Origin of the sequence: Pseudomonas putida (genome assembly GCF_002025705.1) — a bacterium.
In the GTDB taxonomy this organism is placed as follows: domain Bacteria; phylum Pseudomonadota; class Gammaproteobacteria; order Pseudomonadales; family Pseudomonadaceae; genus Aquipseudomonas; species Aquipseudomonas putida_J.
In genome coordinates this window covers 5,249,599-5,265,689 of the sequence record NZ_CP018846.1, presented here as the reverse complement: position 1 = coordinate 5,265,689, position 16,091 = coordinate 5,249,599, and the positions used below count along the sequence as shown (strand labels likewise).

Sequence of the window (16,091 nt, the reverse complement as noted above, 5' to 3'; positions counted from 1 at the left end):
AGGGTGTATCTGGCCGTAAAGCCGTCGCCTACCCTGTGCTAATATCCTGCCCCTGTTCATTATTTCCATATGGGTTGCCCATGAAGTTGTCCATGCCGCGTTTCGATCAAGCCCCGGTACTGGTGGTCGGCGATGTCATGCTTGACCGCTACTGGCATGGCGGTACCTCGCGTATCTCGCCTGAAGCGCCAGTACCGGTGGTCAAGGTCGATCAGATCGAGGATCGCCCCGGCGGCGCGGCCAACGTTGCCTTGAACATCGCCGCCCTCGGCGCACCAGCCGCGCTGATCGGTGTCACCGGCCAGGACGAAGCCGCCGACAGCCTCGCCAACAGCCTGCAGGCCGCTGGCGTACGTTCGGTCTTCCAGCGCATCGCGCACCAGCCGACCATCGTCAAGCTGCGGGTCATGAGCCGTCACCAGCAATTGCTGCGCATCGATTTCGAAGAGCCGTTCGCCACCGACCCGCTGTCGCTGGGTGCTGAAGTCGACACGTTGCTTGAAGGCGTCAAGGTCCTGGTACTGTCCGACTATGGCAAGGGCGCGCTGAAGAACCACCAGAGCCTTATCCAGGCCGCACGTGCCAAGGGTATCCCGGTGCTGGCGGACCCCAAGGGCAAGGATTTTTCCATCTACCGTGGCGCCAGCCTGATCACCCCGAACCTCAGCGAGTTCGAGACCATCGTCGGCCGCTGCGCCGATGAGGCCGAGCTGGTCGCAAAAGGCCTGCAATTGCTGCAGGACCTGGACCTTGGGGCGCTGCTGGTGACCCGTGGCGAGCACGGCATGACCCTGCTGCGCACCGGCCAGCCTGCGCTGCACTTGCCAGCCCGGGCGCGCGAAGTGTTCGATGTGACCGGTGCCGGCGATACCGTGATCTCTACCCTGGCGGCAGCCATTGCCGCAGGCGAAGACCTGCCGCACGCCGTGGCCCTGGCCAACCTGGCTGCAGGCATCGTGGTCGGCAAGCTGGGGACCGCGGCAATCAGCGCCCCGGAGCTGCGCCGGGCGATCCAGCGTGAGGAAGGCTCCGAGCGCGGTGTGCTGGGCCTGGAGCAACTGCTGTTGGCCATCGACGATGCACGGGCGCACAACGAGAAGATCGTCTTCACCAACGGCTGCTTCGATATTCTGCACGCCGGGCATGTCACCTACCTGGAGCAAGCGCGGGCACAGGGTGATCGCCTGATCGTCGCGGTCAACGACGATGCGTCGGTCAGCCGCCTGAAGGGGCCGGGCCGTCCGATCAACAGCGTTGACCGGCGCATGGCTGTGCTGGCCGGCCTCGGGGCGGTGGACTGGGTGATCAGCTTCCCTGAAGGCACGCCGGAAAACCTGCTGAGCCAGGTCAAGCCGGATGTGCTGGTCAAGGGTGGCGACTATGGTATCGATCAGGTGGTGGGTGCCGATATCGTCAAGAGCTATGGCGGCACCGTGAAGGTGCTGGGGCTGGTCGAGAACAGCTCGACCACGGCCATCGTCGAGAAGATCCGCAAGAACTGATCAAGCCTTGGGGCTGCAAAGCAGCCCCCAACAGCTACTTATGAAGTGAAGTGCGGGCGCGCTCCAGCAGTGCTCGCGCCTTGTCGCCAAAGCGCTGCAAATGCGAAGCCGGCGCCACCTTGCGCTCCACCAGCCCTTGCTGCTTGACCCAGTCCTTCCAGCGAACCCGCTCATCGGCCACCACCCAGCCTTCCTGCCTGGCAAAGCTCTCGGCCAGGTACAGCCCGCGGGTACTCGCCGGCACCAGCTCATCTTTTTTCAGCGTGTACAGCTCGGCCAACGGCTGCCCATCCTGTACCGGCATCAGGTACAGATCCGGCCGCTTGCGGTTGAGCCGCGCTACCAGCTGGTCGCCCTCCAGCCGCTCATCGACGTGGAACAGGCTGAGTTTCTTGGCTTCCCTGGGTACCTGCAGGCGCATGTCGTAGATCAGCTGCAGTGAAGCGGTCGGCAAGTGCACATAGGCCCGTGGCCGTTCCAGCAACATCAGATTGCCGCAGTGCACCGGGCGGGCAGCCCCCGACTCCGGCGTCAGCACGAAGGGCAAGGCTTCGCGGTAATGCAGCGCGGCGGCATAGGGTGCTGGCAGCCAGGTGTCGTTGAAGCGCCCGCTCAACCAGCCTTCCGGGGTCTCCAGCAAGCATTCTTCAGCCACTTCCTGGACGGCGGTGTGCAGCGGCAGGTTGAGCTCCTGGGCGGGGACATACCCGGAAATCAGCTTCAGTACCACGTCACCGCGGTCCTGGCGGCGTTGCCTCACCAGCACCCAGTAATCACGGTGCTGCCAATGCAGGGTCAGGCGCACGGAAACACCCAGGTTGGCCAGTTCGACCACGAAGCGCTGCTGGTCGGCCAGCTGGATGGCGCGCCGTCGCTGTTGGGTCTGGGCGAAGTTCAGGGGCATGCCGATGCTCTGGTAGACCAGGCCTTCGGGGGTGGCTTCGACATGCAGCGGCAGTGTCTTGAAGTTGCTCGGGTTCTTGCGGATCAGCGTACGCGCCACGAGGCTCCTCCTTGCGTCGGGTCAGTCTCCAGGCCCAGCTTGGCTGGGTGGCAACTCAATGCCGGCCCAGGATGCGGGCGACGGTGGCCACGTTGTGGGCCAGGTGCAACGGATTGATGGTGCCGACGATAGCACTGCTCACGCCCGGGTGGGCGAACAACAGCTCGAAGCTGGCCTGCACCGGGTCGACCCCTGGGGCAAGGCAGATATGCCCGCTGGCCAACGCCTTCTTCACCAGAATGGCCTTGCCGTGTTCGGCAGCGTAGTCCAGCACCGGGCGTTCTGCCTGCTCGTTGAGGTTGTAGGTGACCATGGCGCAATCGCCTTGTTCCAGCGCCTTCAGGCCACCGGCGACGGTCTTGCCGGAAAGCCCATAACCGAGAATCTTGCCTTCCTGCTTGAGTTCGGCGAGGGTCTGGTAGACCTCCTGCTGCTCGAGGATTTCCAGGTCATTGCCATCGGAGTGCACCAGCACCAGTTCGATACGGTCGGTTTCCAGGCGGCGCAGGCTGCGCTCCACCGAGCGGCGGGTGTGGGCGGCGCTGAAGTCGAAGCTGGACTGGCCGTTGTCGAACTCTTCACCCACCTTGCTGACAATCACCCACTCATCACGCTGGCCGCGTAGCAGCGGCCCAAGGCGCTCTTCACTGCGCCCATAGGCCGGGGCGGTGTCGATCAGGTTGATACCCAGTTCGCGGGCCTGGGCCAGCAGCAGGCGGGCTTCGTCATCGCCAGGGATGGTGAAGCCATTGGGGTATTTGACGCCCTGGTCGCGGCCCAGCTTGACCGTGCCCAGACCCAGCGGCGAAACCTTGAAACCGGTGCTGCCCAGGGGGCGGTGCAAGCCATGCAAGGTTGGCAAGGTCATGGCAGCAGTTGCTCCCAGGCTGGCACACCCAGGGCCGGGCGCGGCAAGCCGGCGAGGTCGGCCTGGGCCGTTGGGCGCACACCATCGCGCTCGAGGCTGGCCAGTACGCGGTCACTGAAGTCCGGTGCCAATGCCAGTTTGGTCGGCCAACCCACCAGCAGGCGCTGCTGCTCGGCGAGGAAGGCGTTGTCGGGGCGGACCAGGCCGGACTGCGCGGGCTCGGCGCGATCGACGCGCAGGGTCGCCCAGCGCACCTGGCTTTGATCGACCCAGGGCAGCAGGCTGGCGATTTCTTTCTGCGCCGCGGCAATCTGCGCGGCGGGTTCGCGGGCTACGCCGTCGGCCTCGGCGATATCGCCGCCAAGGTACCAGACCCACTGGCCATCCGCGGCAGGGTGGGTGGTGACGGTCACACGCGGTTTTGGTCCACCGCCCAGGCAGTGCGCATACAACGGCTTGAGGTTTGGCCCCTTGGCCAGGACCATGTGCAACGGCCGGGTCTGCATGGCAGGTTGCTGCAGGCCAAGGGCATGCAGCAAGTCTGCGGTGCCAGCACCGGCGCTGAGAACGATGCGCTGGGCGCGGATTTCGCGGGCGTCGACGCACAGGCCGACCAGTTCGTCGCCCTCGCGCAACGGTTCGATATGTTCGCCTGCGAGCAGGCTGTCACCGGCCAGTTCGGCCAGGTTGGCGAGCAGGCTGGGCACATCGACCACCAGTTCTGCCAGGCGGTAGACCTTGCCTTTGAAGGCGCGGTCCTGCAGGGCTGGCGGCAATTGCTCGCCTTTTACCTGATCGACCCGGCCACGCACGGCCTTGCTGGCGAAGAAGCTGGTCAGGTTACCGGCCAGGGTGCCTGGCGACCACAGGTAATGGGCATCCGAAAGCAGGCGGGTGCGGGTCAGGTCTAGTTCGCCGCTGCCACTGATCGCTTCGCGCCAGCGTCGCGGCATGTCGGCGATGGCTTCCGAGGCGCCGGTCAGTGCACCGTGCAAGGCATACTTGGTACCGCCGTGAATGATGCCCTGGGACTTGATGGTCTGCTCGCCACCAAGACTGGCGCGCTCCACCAGCACTGTCGAGTAACCCAGGCGGCGCAGGCGGGCATTGAGCCAGAGGCCAGCGACCCCGGCGCCGACGATCAGCACGTCAGTGGAAATGGCGGATGGCATGGCGGTACCTCGAAGACTGGGACAGCTGGCAAGTATACAGCCTGCCTCAGTGCCCGGCAGTCTTGGAGAACAGTTGAATCACCACCACGCCGCCGACGATCATGGCCATGCCCAGCATTGCCGGCACATCCAGCTTCTGCCCATAGACCACCAGCGCAGCCACGCTGATCAGCACGATGCCCAGCCCGGACCAGAGCGCATAGGCGATGCCCACTGGAATGCTGCGCACCACCAAGGTCAGCATCCAGAACGCGATCCCATAGCCGACCACCATCAACAGCAACGGCAACGGCGTGCTCAGCCCCTTGACCGCCTTCATGGAGGCAGTGGCGATGACTTCGGCGCAGATGGCGATGGCGAGATAGGTATAGGCGTTCATGGCAGGATCCTCCGGTTACTGGCTAGGCATTCTAGCGGTTGCCCAGATGCGGTAAAGTCATTACCTATCTTACTGGGAGATAGGTTGATGGCTGAGCAATGGAACCTTGAGCAGCTGCGTACTTTCCTGCGTGTTGCCGAATTGCGCTCGTTTTCCGCGGTGGCACGCGAACAGCGCAAGGCGCAGTCGGCCATCAGCAATGCCATCGCACTGCTTGAAACCGACCTGGGTGTCACGCTGTTCGAGCGCAGTAGCGGGCGGCAGCCAAAACTGACCGAAAACGGTACGGCGTTGCTCGAGGATGCCCGTGAACTGTTGCGTCAGTGCGAGCGCCTGGATGGCCGCGCGCTGGCGCTGATGCGTGGCCAGGAAGCACTGCTCAGGGTCGCCCAGGATGAGGCCATGCCTTATCAGCCGGTGATCGACAGCCTTGACGAACTGGCCAGCCGTTATCCCTATCTGGAGGTGCAACTGGCCAGCGGCGCCCAAGGCGACGTGGCGCGCAAGCTGGCCGAGCGGCGTGCCGACCTGGGGTTGTTCTTCCATCACGAGCGCATGCCGGCGGCGCTGGAGCGGCGTGCCTTGGGCAGCGTGGAAATGGTCACGGTGTGCGCGGTCGGCCACCCGCTGGCGCGCGAGGGCCGGGTTACCCGTCAGCAACTGGCCCGGCACCGGCAACTGCTGATCACCCCGCAGCAAAGTGGCTACCCTGGCGGGGAGGCGATCAGCCCGCACGTGTGGCGCGCCGACAGCTTCTATGCCATGGCCGAATTGCTGATGCGTGGGCTGGGTTGGGCCTGGTTGCCGCGGCATGTGGTGCAGTATCCAACCTACCAGGCGCACATGGTCGAACTCGACAGCGAATGGCGCCCGCCAGCGCTGGTGGCGGAACTGGCCTGGCGCCGCGATGAACCGCTGGGCCCGGCCGCGCAATGGTTGGCCGAGCGCTTTGCGGTGCACCTGCGCGCGATCGGGTAAACTCCGCCGCCATGAACAGAACACTCTATACCTTGCTGTTTCACTTGGGCCTGCCGCTGGTTGCGCTGCGCCTGTACCTGCGCGCTCGCAAGGCACCGGCCTACGGCCAGCGCATCGGCGAGCGCTTTGCCCGCAACCTGCCGGCCATGCGCCAGGGTGGGATCTGGGTACATGCAGTGTCGGTTGGCGAAAGCATCGCCGCCGCACCGATGGTGCGTGCGCTGCTCAAGGCCTACCCGGACCTGCCGATCACGCTTACCTGCATGACCCCGACCGGCTCCGAGCGCATTCGCGCGATGTTCGCCGATGAGCCGCGCGTCCAGCATTGCTACCTGCCCTACGACCTGCCGTGGGCAGCGGGGCGTTTTCTGGATCATGTGAAGCCCAGGCTGGGCATCATCATGGAAACCGAGCTGTGGCCCAATCACATTCACCAGTGCGCCAAACGTGGCATTCCGGTGGCCCTGGCCAACGCCCGTTTGTCCGAGCGTTCCGCCCGTGGTTATGCGCGTTTCGCCAACCTGACCCGCCCAATGCTCGCCGAGATGAGCCTGATTGCGGTTCAGACCGAAACCGAGGCGCAACGTTTTCGTGTTCTGGGGGCACGGGCTGAATGCGTGCAGGTAACCGGCTCGATCAAGTTCGACCTGAAAATAGACGATCAACTGTTGCCGCGCGCCAAGGCGCTGCGCGAACAATGGGGCGCAGGGCAGCGCCCGGTGTGGATCGCCGCCAGTACCCACGAAGGTGAAGACGCACTGATCCTGCAGGCGCATCAGAAGTTGCTGCAGGTACATGGTGATGCGTTACTGCTTTTGGTGCCGCGCCACCCCGAGCGCTTCGATGCGGTACATGCTTTGTGTGCCGCCCAGTTCACCACTGTGCGCCGCTCTGCCGGAACTGCGGTCGAAGCTCAGACCCGCGTATTGCTCGGCGACACCATGGGCGAGTTGCTGTTCCTCTATGCCCTGGCCGATATCGCCTTTGTCGGCGGCAGCCTGGTGGCCACGGGCGGCCATAACCCACTGGAGCCTGCGGCATTGGCATTGCCGGTGCTCATGGGGCCACATGTGTTCAACTTCCTCGAAATCAGCGCCATGCTGCGCGAGGCGGGGGCGTTGCAGCAGGTTGATGATGCCGACGGGTTGGCCGAGGCGGTGCGGCGCTTGATCGAACTGCCGCAGGATGCGCAGCGCATGGGCGAAGCGGGCAGGGCGGTGATGCGGGCCAACCAGGGCGCCTTGCAGCGCTTGCTGGATGGGTTGGGCACGCTCATCCGCTGATTTTTGTGTGGCCTTCTTCGCGGGTAAACCCGCTCCTACAGGTTCACCATTGGCCTCAGGCCCTGTGTGATACCTGTGGGAGCGGGTTTACCCGCGAAGAATCCAGCGCTCATCTCAAGGCCTGCGCTCGAAGTTCTTGGCTGCTGCGGCAGCCAGGTCCGGTGGCAGGAAGTCCTTGTCCGGGTTGTAGTCCGGTTTCAGATACTGCTTGAGGTCCTGCAGGTCCTGCGGGCTCAAGGTCCCGGCAGCCTGCTTCAGGCTCAGGTTGTCGAGAATGTAGTCATAGCGGCTGTTGTTGTAGTCACGCACCGAGGTGTACAGCTGGCGCTGGGCGTCGAGCACGTCGACGATGTTGCGGGTACCGACCTGGTAGCCGATTTCAGTGGCTTCCAGCGCACTCTGGTTGGAAATGATCGACTGCTTGCGCGCCTGCACCTGCTCCACATCGGTATTCACCGCACGGTGCAGGTTGCGGGTGTTCTCCACCACCTGGCGGCGCAGGCTCTCACGCTGCTGTTCACTCTGACTCAGGCGCTGATAAGCCTCGCGGACCTGCGAGCTGGTCAGGCCGCCGCTGTAGATCGGGATGTTCAGCTGCAGGCCGACGCTGGTCTGTTCCACATCGCCGCTGTAGCGCTGGCCGAACGGTGACGGGTTGGTGAAGCCCAGGCTGTCGTTGTCGCCTTTTTCGTACTTGGCCACCGCATCCAGGGTCGGTGCGTGGCCGGCCTTGCGCTGGCGCAGGGTTTCTTCGGCGGCGGCAACGGCGTGGTTGGTGGCCAGCAGGTTGAGGTTCTGGCGGCCTGCGGTTTCTACCCAGGCCTTGGCGTCGTTGGGGGTCGGCACTTTAACCGGTAGCGTGTGGACCACACCCTGGATCGAGCTGTATTCGCGGTTGGTCAGGGTGACCAGGGCCTCGAAGGCGTCCTGTACCTGGCGCTCGGCGATGATCCGGTTGGCCCGGGCGGTATCGTAGCTGGCCTGGGACTGCAGCACGTCGGTCTTGTCGGAAAGGCCGACATCGAAACGTTCGTTGGACTGGTCCAGCTGGCGCTTGAAGGCAGCTTCCTCGGCCTTGGTAGCCGCCAGGTTGTCCTGGGCGCGCAGTACCGAGAAGTAATCCTGCGCGGTCTGCAAGATCAGGTTTTGTTCGGTAGCCGACAATTGCAGGGCTGCCTGTTCGTTCACCGCTTCGGCGGCTTGCAGCTGGAACCAGCGATCGGCACGGAAGATCGGCTGCGCGAGGGTCGCGCTCCAGGTGTTGCCGCTGCGGTTGGCGGTGGCCGACGGCTGGTCGATCTTGGTGCGGGTGTTGAGCATCTCGGCACCGGCCGAGAGGTTGGGCAGCAAGCCGGCACGGGCCTGCGGCACGATTTCTTTCTGGGCGCCATAATCGGCACGGGCGGCTGCAAGATCGGCGTTGTTGTCGACCGCTTCCTGATAAACACTGACCAGGTCGGTTTTTACCGGAGTCGGCAAATCCGCTGCCCAGGCCACTCCGTTGGACGCACAAGACACGGCTATCGCCAGTGAAAGTTTGCGCAGCATAGAGGCAATCCTTGTACGAAATTTAATTACTGAACTGTTGAGTATCGAGCGACGGGCCAGTGTAGTGCCATGCGCATCCGCCAACAATCATAGGTTGCGCCTTTCATCTCCCCTGCGTTTTACCCGCTTGGCTTTGCCGACCACTCCAGTCTAGACTGCGCATGTTCTTGTCGGGGTGCCTTGAAGCAAAGGCTGAGATCGCAGAGGTGCGGATCCCGTTGAACCTGATCAGGTTAGCGCCTGCGTAGGGAACAAGATTGCTCGCCTTCCCGGGGAGCCTCTTGTGCCAGGTCCGGGAATGTCGCAGCTGCATGCAGCTTCAGGCACCCCCATATCCGGCACTGCATCCGTCAAGGGTGCGTCCGCGTCGTTCAGGTTCACCCCGACATTCCACTGCTAGGAAGCCGTCTGGAGAGCCTGTGATGACCAAACAAGAAAAAACGATCAACCTCAGCGAATCGGCGCAAGTCGATCAGCAGTCCGTGCAACCGTTTCCGCGTTCGCGCAAGGTCTATGTCGAAGGCTCGCGCCCGGACATCCGCGTACCCATGCGCGAAATCAGCCTGGACGACACCCCGACCGACTTCGGTGGCGAAAGCAATGCGCCGGTGCTGGTCTACGACACCTCCGGCCCGTACACCGACCCCAACGTCATCATCGATGTGCGCAAGGGCCTGGCTGACGTGCGTTCGGCCTGGATCGAGGCGCGTGGTGACACCGAGCGCCTGGGCGGCCTGAGCTCCGACTTCGGCCAGCAGCGTCTGAACGATGCGGAACTGGCCAAGCTGCGTTTTGCCCACGTGCGCAACCCTCGCCGTGCCAAGGCTGGCGCCAACGTCTCGCAGATGCACTATGCCCGCCAGGGCATCATCACAGCCGAGATGGAATACGTGGCCATCCGCGAGAACATGAAGCTGCAGGAAGCCCGCGCTGCTGGCCTGCTGAACGAGCAGCACGCCGGCCACAGCTTCGGTGCCAACATTCCGAAAGAAATCACCCCAGAGTTCGTCCGCCAGGAAGTCGCCCGTGGCCGAGCGATCATCCCGGCCAACATCAACCACCCGGAAGTGGAGCCCATGATCATCGGCCGCAACTTCCTGGTGAAGATCAACGGCAACATCGGCAACAGCGCACTGGGCTCCTCGATCGAGGAAGAAGTGGCCAAGCTGACCTGGGGCATCCGCTGGGGCTCGGACACCGTCATGGACCTGTCCACCGGCAAGCACATTCACGAAACCCGCGAGTGGATCATCCGCAACTCGCCGGTGCCGATCGGTACCGTGCCGATCTACCAGGCCCTGGAAAAGGTCAACGGCGTGGCCGAAGACCTGACCTGGGAGCTGTTCCGCGACACCTTGATCGAACAGGCCGAGCAAGGCGTGGACTACTTCACCATCCACGCCGGTGTGCTGTTGCGCTATGTGCCGCTGACCGCCAAGCGCGTCACCGGTATCGTCAGCCGCGGTGGTTCGATCATGGCCAAGTGGTGCCTGGCGCATCACAAAGAAAACTTCCTGTACACGCACTTCGACGAGATCTGCGAAATCATGAAGGCCTACGACGTCAGCTTCTCGCTTGGCGACGGCCTGCGCCCAGGTTCGATCGCCGACGCCAACGACGCGGCCCAGTTCGGTGAGCTGGAAACCCTCGGCGAGCTGACCAAGATCGCCTGGAAGCATGACGTGCAGTGCATGATCGAAGGCCCCGGCCACGTGCCGATGCAGCTGATCAAGGAGAACATGGACAAGCAGCTGGAATGCTGCGACGAGGCGCCGTTCTATACCCTCGGCCCGCTGACCACTGATATCGCCCCGGGCTACGACCACATCACCTCGGGTATCGGTGCGGCAATGATCGGCTGGTTCGGTTGCGCCATGCTCTGCTACGTCACGCCCAAGGAACACCTGGGCCTGCCGAACAAGGATGACGTCAAGACGGGCATCATCACCTACAAGATCGCCGCCCATGCTGCGGACCTCGCCAAAGGTCACCCGGGTGCGCAGATTCGTGACAATGCCTTGTCCAAGGCGCGTTTCGAATTCCGCTGGGAAGACCAGTTCAACCTCGGGCTGGACCCGGATACCGCGCGCGCTTTCCATGACGAGACCTTGCCGAAGGAATCGGCCAAGGTCGCGCACTTCTGCTCGATGTGCGGGCCGAAGTTCTGCTCGATGAAGATCACCCAGGAAGTGCGTGAGTACGCGGCCAAGATCGAGGCCGTGGACGTGACGGTCGAGCAAGGCATGCGCGAGCAGGCCGAGCGGTTCCGCCAGGAAGGCAGCCAGCTTTACCACAAAGTGTAAGAACGCTGGGGCCGCTTTGCGGCCCTTTCGCGACACAAGGCCGCTCCCACAGGGGCTGCGCAAGGCTGGATGCCTGCGCTGTTCTTGTGGGAGCGGCCTTGTGTCGCGATTCGAGGACGAAGTCCTCGCCAAGAACACCAACAACATTGCCGGCGAGCGCCAAAAATGACATCACCCAGCCAATTCTCCCCCGACCACCCGGTCCCCACCCACCAGCGCATCTTCGGCGCCCGTGACCTGTTCTCGCTATGGTTCTCCCTCGGCATTGGCCTGATGGTCCTGCAGGTCGGCGCCATGCTGGCCCCAGGCCTTGGCCTGGCTGGCGCAATACTGGCCATCGCCCTTGGCACCGGTGTCGGTGTGCTGTTGCTGGGTGCTGCCGGGGTCATCGGCAGTGACACCGGCCTGTCGGCCATGGGCACCCTGAAGCTGAGCCTGGGCCGCCATGGCGCGCGCTTGCCGGCACTGCTCAACCTGCTGCAACTGGTGGGCTGGGGTGCGTTCGAGATCATCGTCATGCGCGATGCCGCCAGTCTGCTGGGTGCCCGTGCGTTCGGTGAAGACAGTGCCTGGAACAGCCCGATGCTCTGGACCCTGTGCTTCGGTGGCCTGGCCACCTTGCTGGCGGTCAGCGGGCCGTTGGCGTTCGTGCGCAAGGTGCTGCGCGCCTGGGGTATCTGGCTGCTGCTGGGGGCGTGCCTGTGGCTGACCTGGAACCTGTTCGCCAAGGCCGACCTGACTGAGCTATGGAGCCGCGCCGGGGATGGTTCGATGTCGCTGGCGGTAGGCTTCGACATCGCCATCGCCATGCCGTTGTCATGGTTGCCGCTGATTGCCGACTACTCGCGCTTTGCCCGCAACGGCAAGCATGTATTCGGCGGAACCGTCGTGGGCTACTTCATCGGCAATACTTGGCTGATGAGCCTGGGCGTGGCCTATACCCTGGCCTTTGCCGCCAGTGGCGAAGTCAATGCGCTGCTGCTCGCCCTGGCAGGTGCCGGCATGGGTATCCCGCTGCTGTTGATTCTGCTGGACGAGTCGGAAAAGGCGTTCGCCGACATCCACTCGGCGGCTGTTTCCACCGGCGTGCTGCTGCCGCTGAAGGTCGAGCACCTGGCCTTGGCCATTGGTGTGCTGTGCACGCTGATCGCCTTGCTGGCGCCATTGGCCCAGTACGAGAACTTCCTGCTGCTGATCGGCTCGGTGTTCGCGCCGCTGTTCGGCGTGGTGCTGATGGACCACTACGTGATCCGTCGCCGCCGCCTGCCGGTACAGGTCGATGGTTTGCACTGGCAGGCGCTGTTGGCCTGGGTGGTGGGCGTGGCGGCCTATCACGTGATCGCCGCCAAGGCCCCGGAGCTGGGGGCTACCCTGCCAGCACTGCTGCTGGCAGGTGGTCTGCATGGTCTGCTGAGCTTCAGCCGCGGCCGGGAAACAGCTCAGGCTTGAGTACGCCGTTCAGGCGTGGGTAAGGGATCTTCAGCTCCACGTGGCCCATGGAGTAGGGCGCAATGGCATAGACCTCGTACTTCACCACTAGCGCGCCGTACGTCAGGGCGATGTGCGGCGAACGCTTGAAGGGCCAGGTCTTGACGAACTCGGCGTCCTTGTCCATGCCCACGCTGATCAGCCAGGCGCGGTGAGACTCTTCCACGGTCTTCCAGAAGGTCTCCTCCTGGCCTGGCACCAGCATGTCCTGCAGTGTCAGCACCTTGTCCAGCTTGCGCGAATAGTTGATGAAGCCGCGCCCCGGCATGCCGTGGGCGCCGCCGCTGTCGAGGTAGCTGGACAGCTCGATGATCACCAGCCCGTCATGCTGCTCGCGTACCTTGGCTTGCAGGTAGCTGCTGTTGCGTTTGTCGGCACTGGCCAGGTATTGCTGCTCGTAGGCCTGCAGGGTGCTTGGCGCGGTGCCATGCTGATTGTCTTCGGTCAGTTGCAGCAGGCGCTTTTCGACAATGGCATCGAGCTTGGGCTGAGCAGGGAAGTGGACGGTGTCGATGTTCACCAGCGGGCAGTCGCTTGCGCTGCAGCCGGGTTTGACGTGCTCCCAGGCATCACGCTTGACCTCGAGTGGGGTCCGGTAATTGGGTGCGAACAGGCTCTGGCAGGCACCCAGAGCGAGTGCCAGCACGGCCACGGAAGTCAGTTTGACAAGTGTCATGATGATCCTTGCAGAACAGGGAAAAGTCGGCCTTTGACCGTCTGCGCGGCCTTCAGTTCGCCACTAAGCTAACAGAGTGAAGGCGTGCTGTCCCGAGTGCGCGAACGGTTGCCGGAAAGGGGTGAAACGGGCAACCGTGCAGAGTAGGATGGCGCGATGCGGTAATTGAGGTAAATGAGGATTTCCATGTCAGACACGTTGAATTCGGTGCCCAAGGCGGTCGAGATCGTCAAGCGGGCCAACTGCTTCAAGGGCTTCTACCAGCTCGACAGGGTGCAGCTACGCCATGAATTGTTCGCTGGCGGCATGGGGCGTGAGATCAGCCGCGAGCTGTTCGTACGTCACGATGCGGTTTGTGTGCTGCCTTACGACCCGCTGCGTGATGAGGTGGTGTTGATCGAGCAGTTCCGTGTCGGCGCCCTGGGCAAGATCGAAAACCCTTGGCTGATCGAGATGGTCGCGGGGCTGATCGACAGGGAAGAAGAGCTGGAAGAAGTCGCCCATCGCGAAGCCGAGGAAGAAGCCGGGCTGGCAATAGGCGCCCTGTGGCCGATAACCCGCTACTTCCCTTCGCCAGGTGGCAGTGATGAGTACGTCCACCTGTACCTGGGCCGCTGCACCAGTGAAGGTGCCGGCGGGCTGCATGGCCTGGAAGAAGAGGGCGAGGACATCCGGGTACGGGTGTGGTCGTTCGACGATGCGCTGCAGGCGGTACGCGACGGGCATATCTGCAACGCGGCGACCATCATCAGCCTGCAATGGCTGGCGCTGAACAAAGACGAAGTCCGAGGTATGTGGAAGTGAACCTGCTGCGTGAGCGTTATCGGGTCGATCTGGCCGGGCTGCAAGCAGCCTGCGAGGCCAACTATGCCCGGCTCATGCGCTTGCTGCCCGATATGCGTACCACCCAGAGTTCGCGGCGCATCGGCATGACCCAGGGCGACCAGATGCTCGGTGTGCTGGTGCTTGATGTGCTGCTGGCCTGCCCCTATACCACCACCTTGCGGGTGCGCCAGGAGCACAGCCTGCCTTGGCTGCCAGTGCCTCACCTTGAGGTGCAGGTCTATCACGATGCGCGCATGGCCGAAGTGGTCAGCGCCGAGCACACCCGCCGCCTGCGCAGCATTTACCCGTACCCCAACGAGGCCATGCACCAGCCGGATGAGAAGGCTCAGCTCAATCTGTTCCTCGGGGAATGGCTCAGCCATTGCCTGGCCTGCGGCCACGAACTGGCAAGTGTGCGCTGAAATGTGACCTGGGTCGGCTGCGAGTGTTTGCTCGCAACCGTTCCAGCGCCATAATTCGTGCAGTACCCGTTCGAGGAGACGGCCGTTGCCGCACCCAGACCCTTCCCCTGCGCCCGTGCATGTGGTGCAACTGACCGATGCCCACCTGTTCGCCAACCCGGCGGGCACCTTGCTGGGCCTCAATACCCGTGACAGCTTGCGCCATGTGGTGGCCCAGGTGCGCCGTGAGCAGCCGCAGGTCGACCTGCTGCTGTGTACCGGAGACCTGTCCCAGGATGGTAGCGTCGGGTCGTATGAAGCGTTTCGTGAGTTGACCTGCGAGTTTGCCGCGCCAACCCGCTGGTTGCCAGGCAACCATGATGAAGCGAGGGTCATGGCCCAGGTGGCCCCGGCGCTGGTACAGGCCGTCACTGACATTGGCGCCTGGCGCGTGGTCATGCTGAACACGGCAGTGCCTGGTGCTACCCACGGGTTGCTCGAACCGGATCAGCTGTTGGCCCTCGATGATGCGTTGTCGTCGGCCGGTGAGCGCCATTGCCTGGTGTGTTGCCACCATCAGCCGGTGGATATCGGTTGTGCCTGGATCGCCCCGATCGGTTTGCGTAATGCCGATCAACTCCTGCAGCGCCTGCACGGTTATCCACAAGTGAAGGCATTGCTTTGGGGGCACATTCACCAGGAATGGGATGAAGAACGCGATGGCTTGCGCCTGCTGGCCACGCCGTCGACCTGCATCCAGTTCGCGGCAGGTAGCGAGGACTTCAAGGTCAGCGAAGAGCAGCCGGGGTATCGCTGGTTGCGCCTGCATGCCGATGGGCGTGTGGAGACCGGTGTGGAGCGAGCCGCTGATTTCGAAGTGAGGCTCGACTTCAACAGCTCGGGATATTGATGATTGTGGGACTGCGTAGCAGTCCCAGCTTTTTGAAGAAATTGTTGCGAAATTGGCCATCTGGCGCCAAAGCCCGGCGAACACGCTACACTGCGCGTCCCTGCGCCCACTCGATCGGGCGCGAAGCCAAAGATTCCGGGGGCAGCATGTCGGGTTCCATCCTCTATATCCATGGCTTCAACAGCTCACCGCTTTCCACCAAGGCGCGCCAGCTCGAGGCTGTCATGCGGCAGATGGGCCTGTCGCAGCAGTTGCGCGTCCCGAGCTTGCACCACCACCCGCGCCAGGCCATGGTCCAGCTCGAAGCCGCCATCGCCGAGCTCGGGGCGCCCCTGCTGGTCGGCAGTTCGCTCGGCGGCTACTATGCCACCCATCTGGCCGAGCGCCATGGGCTGAAAGCCCTGCTGGTCAACCCGGCAGTCACCCCGCACAAGCGCTTCGACGGTTATCTGGGTGCCCAGCGCAACCACTACACTGGCGAGACGTGGGAGCTGACCCTGGACCATGTGCAAGCCCTGGCCGAGCTGGAAGTCCCGGCACCGACCGACCCAGGCCGCTATCAAGTGTGGCTGCAGACAGCCGATGAAACACTGGACTACCGTCACGCCGAGCATTATTACCGGGCTTGCGCGCTACGCATCCAGGCCGGTGGCGACCACAGTTACCAAGGCTTTGCCGAACAACTGCCAGGCCTGCTGGCGTTTGCCGGTATTGCCCGGCAGCAGTATGCGGCACTCGATTTTTCTGTATTTTGA

General features: G+C 63.5%; 15 protein-coding genes and 1 riboswitch. Of the genes, 9 read left to right on the top strand and 6 right to left on the bottom strand.

Annotated features, from left to right (window positions below; translation table 11 throughout):
- The first annotated feature begins 80 nt into the window (after nucleotides 1–80).
- Nucleotides 81–1,502, top strand: coding sequence for a bifunctional D-glycero-beta-D-manno-heptose-7-phosphate kinase/D-glycero-beta-D-manno-heptose 1-phosphate adenylyltransferase HldE (gene hldE / locus BUQ73_RS23930; RefSeq protein WP_079229946.1), 1,422 nt, complete (start codon nucleotides 81–83; stop codon nucleotides 1,500–1,502).
- 34 nt (nucleotides 1,503–1,536) lie between these two features.
- Here the strand turns inward: hldE and BUQ73_RS23925 are convergent, their stop codons facing one another.
- The 4 genes from BUQ73_RS23925 to BUQ73_RS23910 are packed head-to-tail and all read right to left on the bottom strand — an operon-like array spanning nucleotide 1,537 to nucleotide 4,924.
- A complete protein-coding gene (locus BUQ73_RS23925) occupies nucleotides 1,537–2,505 on the bottom strand; it encodes a metal ABC transporter ATPase (protein WP_079229945.1) in 969 nt (322 codons plus the stop codon).
- A gap of 55 nt (nucleotides 2,506–2,560) precedes the next feature.
- Nucleotides 2,561–3,373, bottom strand: coding sequence for an aldo/keto reductase (locus BUQ73_RS23920; RefSeq protein WP_079229944.1), 813 nt, complete (start codon nucleotides 3,371–3,373; stop codon nucleotides 2,561–2,563).
- The gene (locus BUQ73_RS23915; protein ID WP_079229943.1) at nucleotides 3,370–4,545 is read right to left on the bottom strand and encodes an NAD(P)/FAD-dependent oxidoreductase; all 1,176 of its coding nucleotides are present in this window, start codon (nucleotides 4,543–4,545) and stop codon (nucleotides 3,370–3,372) included. Before BUQ73_RS23915 ends, BUQ73_RS23920 begins: the two co-directional genes overlap by 4 nt.
- Nucleotides 4,546–4,591: 46 nt before the next feature.
- Nucleotides 4,592–4,924: a DMT family transporter gene (locus BUQ73_RS23910; protein WP_079229942.1), complete on the bottom strand. Its 333-nt coding sequence runs from the start codon at nucleotides 4,922–4,924 to the stop codon at nucleotides 4,592–4,594.
- 87 nt (nucleotides 4,925–5,011) lie between these two features.
- Here BUQ73_RS23910 and BUQ73_RS23905 point away from each other — a divergent pair, with 87 nt between their 5' ends.
- A complete protein-coding gene (locus BUQ73_RS23905; RefSeq protein ID WP_079229941.1) occupies nucleotides 5,012–5,902 on the top strand; it encodes a LysR family transcriptional regulator in 891 nt (296 codons plus the stop codon).
- 11 nt (nucleotides 5,903–5,913) lie between these two features.
- Nucleotides 5,914–7,185 (top strand): lipid IV(A) 3-deoxy-D-manno-octulosonic acid transferase, encoded by a 1,272-nt coding sequence (waaA, locus tag BUQ73_RS23900; protein WP_079229940.1) that lies wholly within the window; start codon nucleotides 5,914–5,916, stop codon nucleotides 7,183–7,185.
- Between the two features lie 114 nt (nucleotides 7,186–7,299).
- Here the strand turns inward: waaA and BUQ73_RS23895 are convergent, their stop codons facing one another.
- Nucleotides 7,300–8,733 (bottom strand): TolC family outer membrane protein, encoded by a 1,434-nt coding sequence (locus tag BUQ73_RS23895; RefSeq protein ID WP_079229939.1) that lies wholly within the window; start codon nucleotides 8,731–8,733, stop codon nucleotides 7,300–7,302.
- Between the two features lie 161 nt (nucleotides 8,734–8,894).
- Nucleotides 8,895–9,001, top strand: a riboswitch (TPP riboswitch).
- 154 nt (nucleotides 9,002–9,155) lie between these two features.
- Between BUQ73_RS23895 and thiC the strand changes: the two genes are divergently transcribed.
- Complete coding sequence (gene thiC, locus BUQ73_RS23890) at nucleotides 9,156–11,036, top strand: phosphomethylpyrimidine synthase ThiC (RefSeq protein WP_027920719.1); 1,881 nt, start codon at nucleotides 9,156–9,158, stop codon at nucleotides 11,034–11,036.
- 165 nt (nucleotides 11,037–11,201) lie between these two features.
- Entirely contained in the window at nucleotides 11,202–12,485 is a 1,284-nt protein-coding gene (gene cytX / locus BUQ73_RS23885) for a putative hydroxymethylpyrimidine transporter CytX (protein ID WP_079229938.1), read from the top strand.
- Here the strand turns inward: cytX and BUQ73_RS23880 are convergent.
- The gene (locus tag BUQ73_RS23880) at nucleotides 12,454–13,200 is read right to left on the bottom strand and encodes an RsiV family protein (RefSeq protein ID WP_079229937.1); all 747 of its coding nucleotides are present in this window, start codon (nucleotides 13,198–13,200) and stop codon (nucleotides 12,454–12,456) included. The two genes, cytX and BUQ73_RS23880, sit on opposite strands and share 32 nt — an antisense overlap.
- Nucleotides 13,201–13,386: 186 nt before the next feature.
- Between BUQ73_RS23880 and BUQ73_RS23875 the strand changes: the two genes are divergently transcribed.
- The 4 genes from BUQ73_RS23875 (at nucleotide 13,387) to BUQ73_RS23860 (ending at nucleotide 16,091) form a co-directional block, all read left to right on the top strand.
- Entirely contained in the window at nucleotides 13,387–14,004 is a 618-nt protein-coding gene (locus tag BUQ73_RS23875; RefSeq protein WP_079229936.1) for an NUDIX domain-containing protein, read from the top strand.
- The gene (locus tag BUQ73_RS23870) at nucleotides 13,995–14,447 is read left to right on the top strand and encodes a DUF1249 domain-containing protein (RefSeq protein WP_027920723.1); all 453 of its coding nucleotides are present in this window, start codon (nucleotides 13,995–13,997) and stop codon (nucleotides 14,445–14,447) included. Before BUQ73_RS23875 ends, BUQ73_RS23870 begins: the two co-directional genes overlap by 10 nt.
- Nucleotides 14,448–14,532: 85 nt before the next feature.
- Nucleotides 14,533–15,336, top strand: coding sequence for a 3',5'-cyclic-AMP phosphodiesterase (gene cpdA / locus BUQ73_RS23865; RefSeq protein WP_079229935.1), 804 nt, complete (start codon nucleotides 14,533–14,535; stop codon nucleotides 15,334–15,336).
- Between the two features lie 146 nt (nucleotides 15,337–15,482).
- Nucleotides 15,483–16,091, top strand: a complete 609-nt coding sequence (locus BUQ73_RS23860) for a YqiA/YcfP family alpha/beta fold hydrolase (RefSeq protein ID WP_079229934.1) — start codon at nucleotides 15,483–15,485, stop codon at nucleotides 16,089–16,091.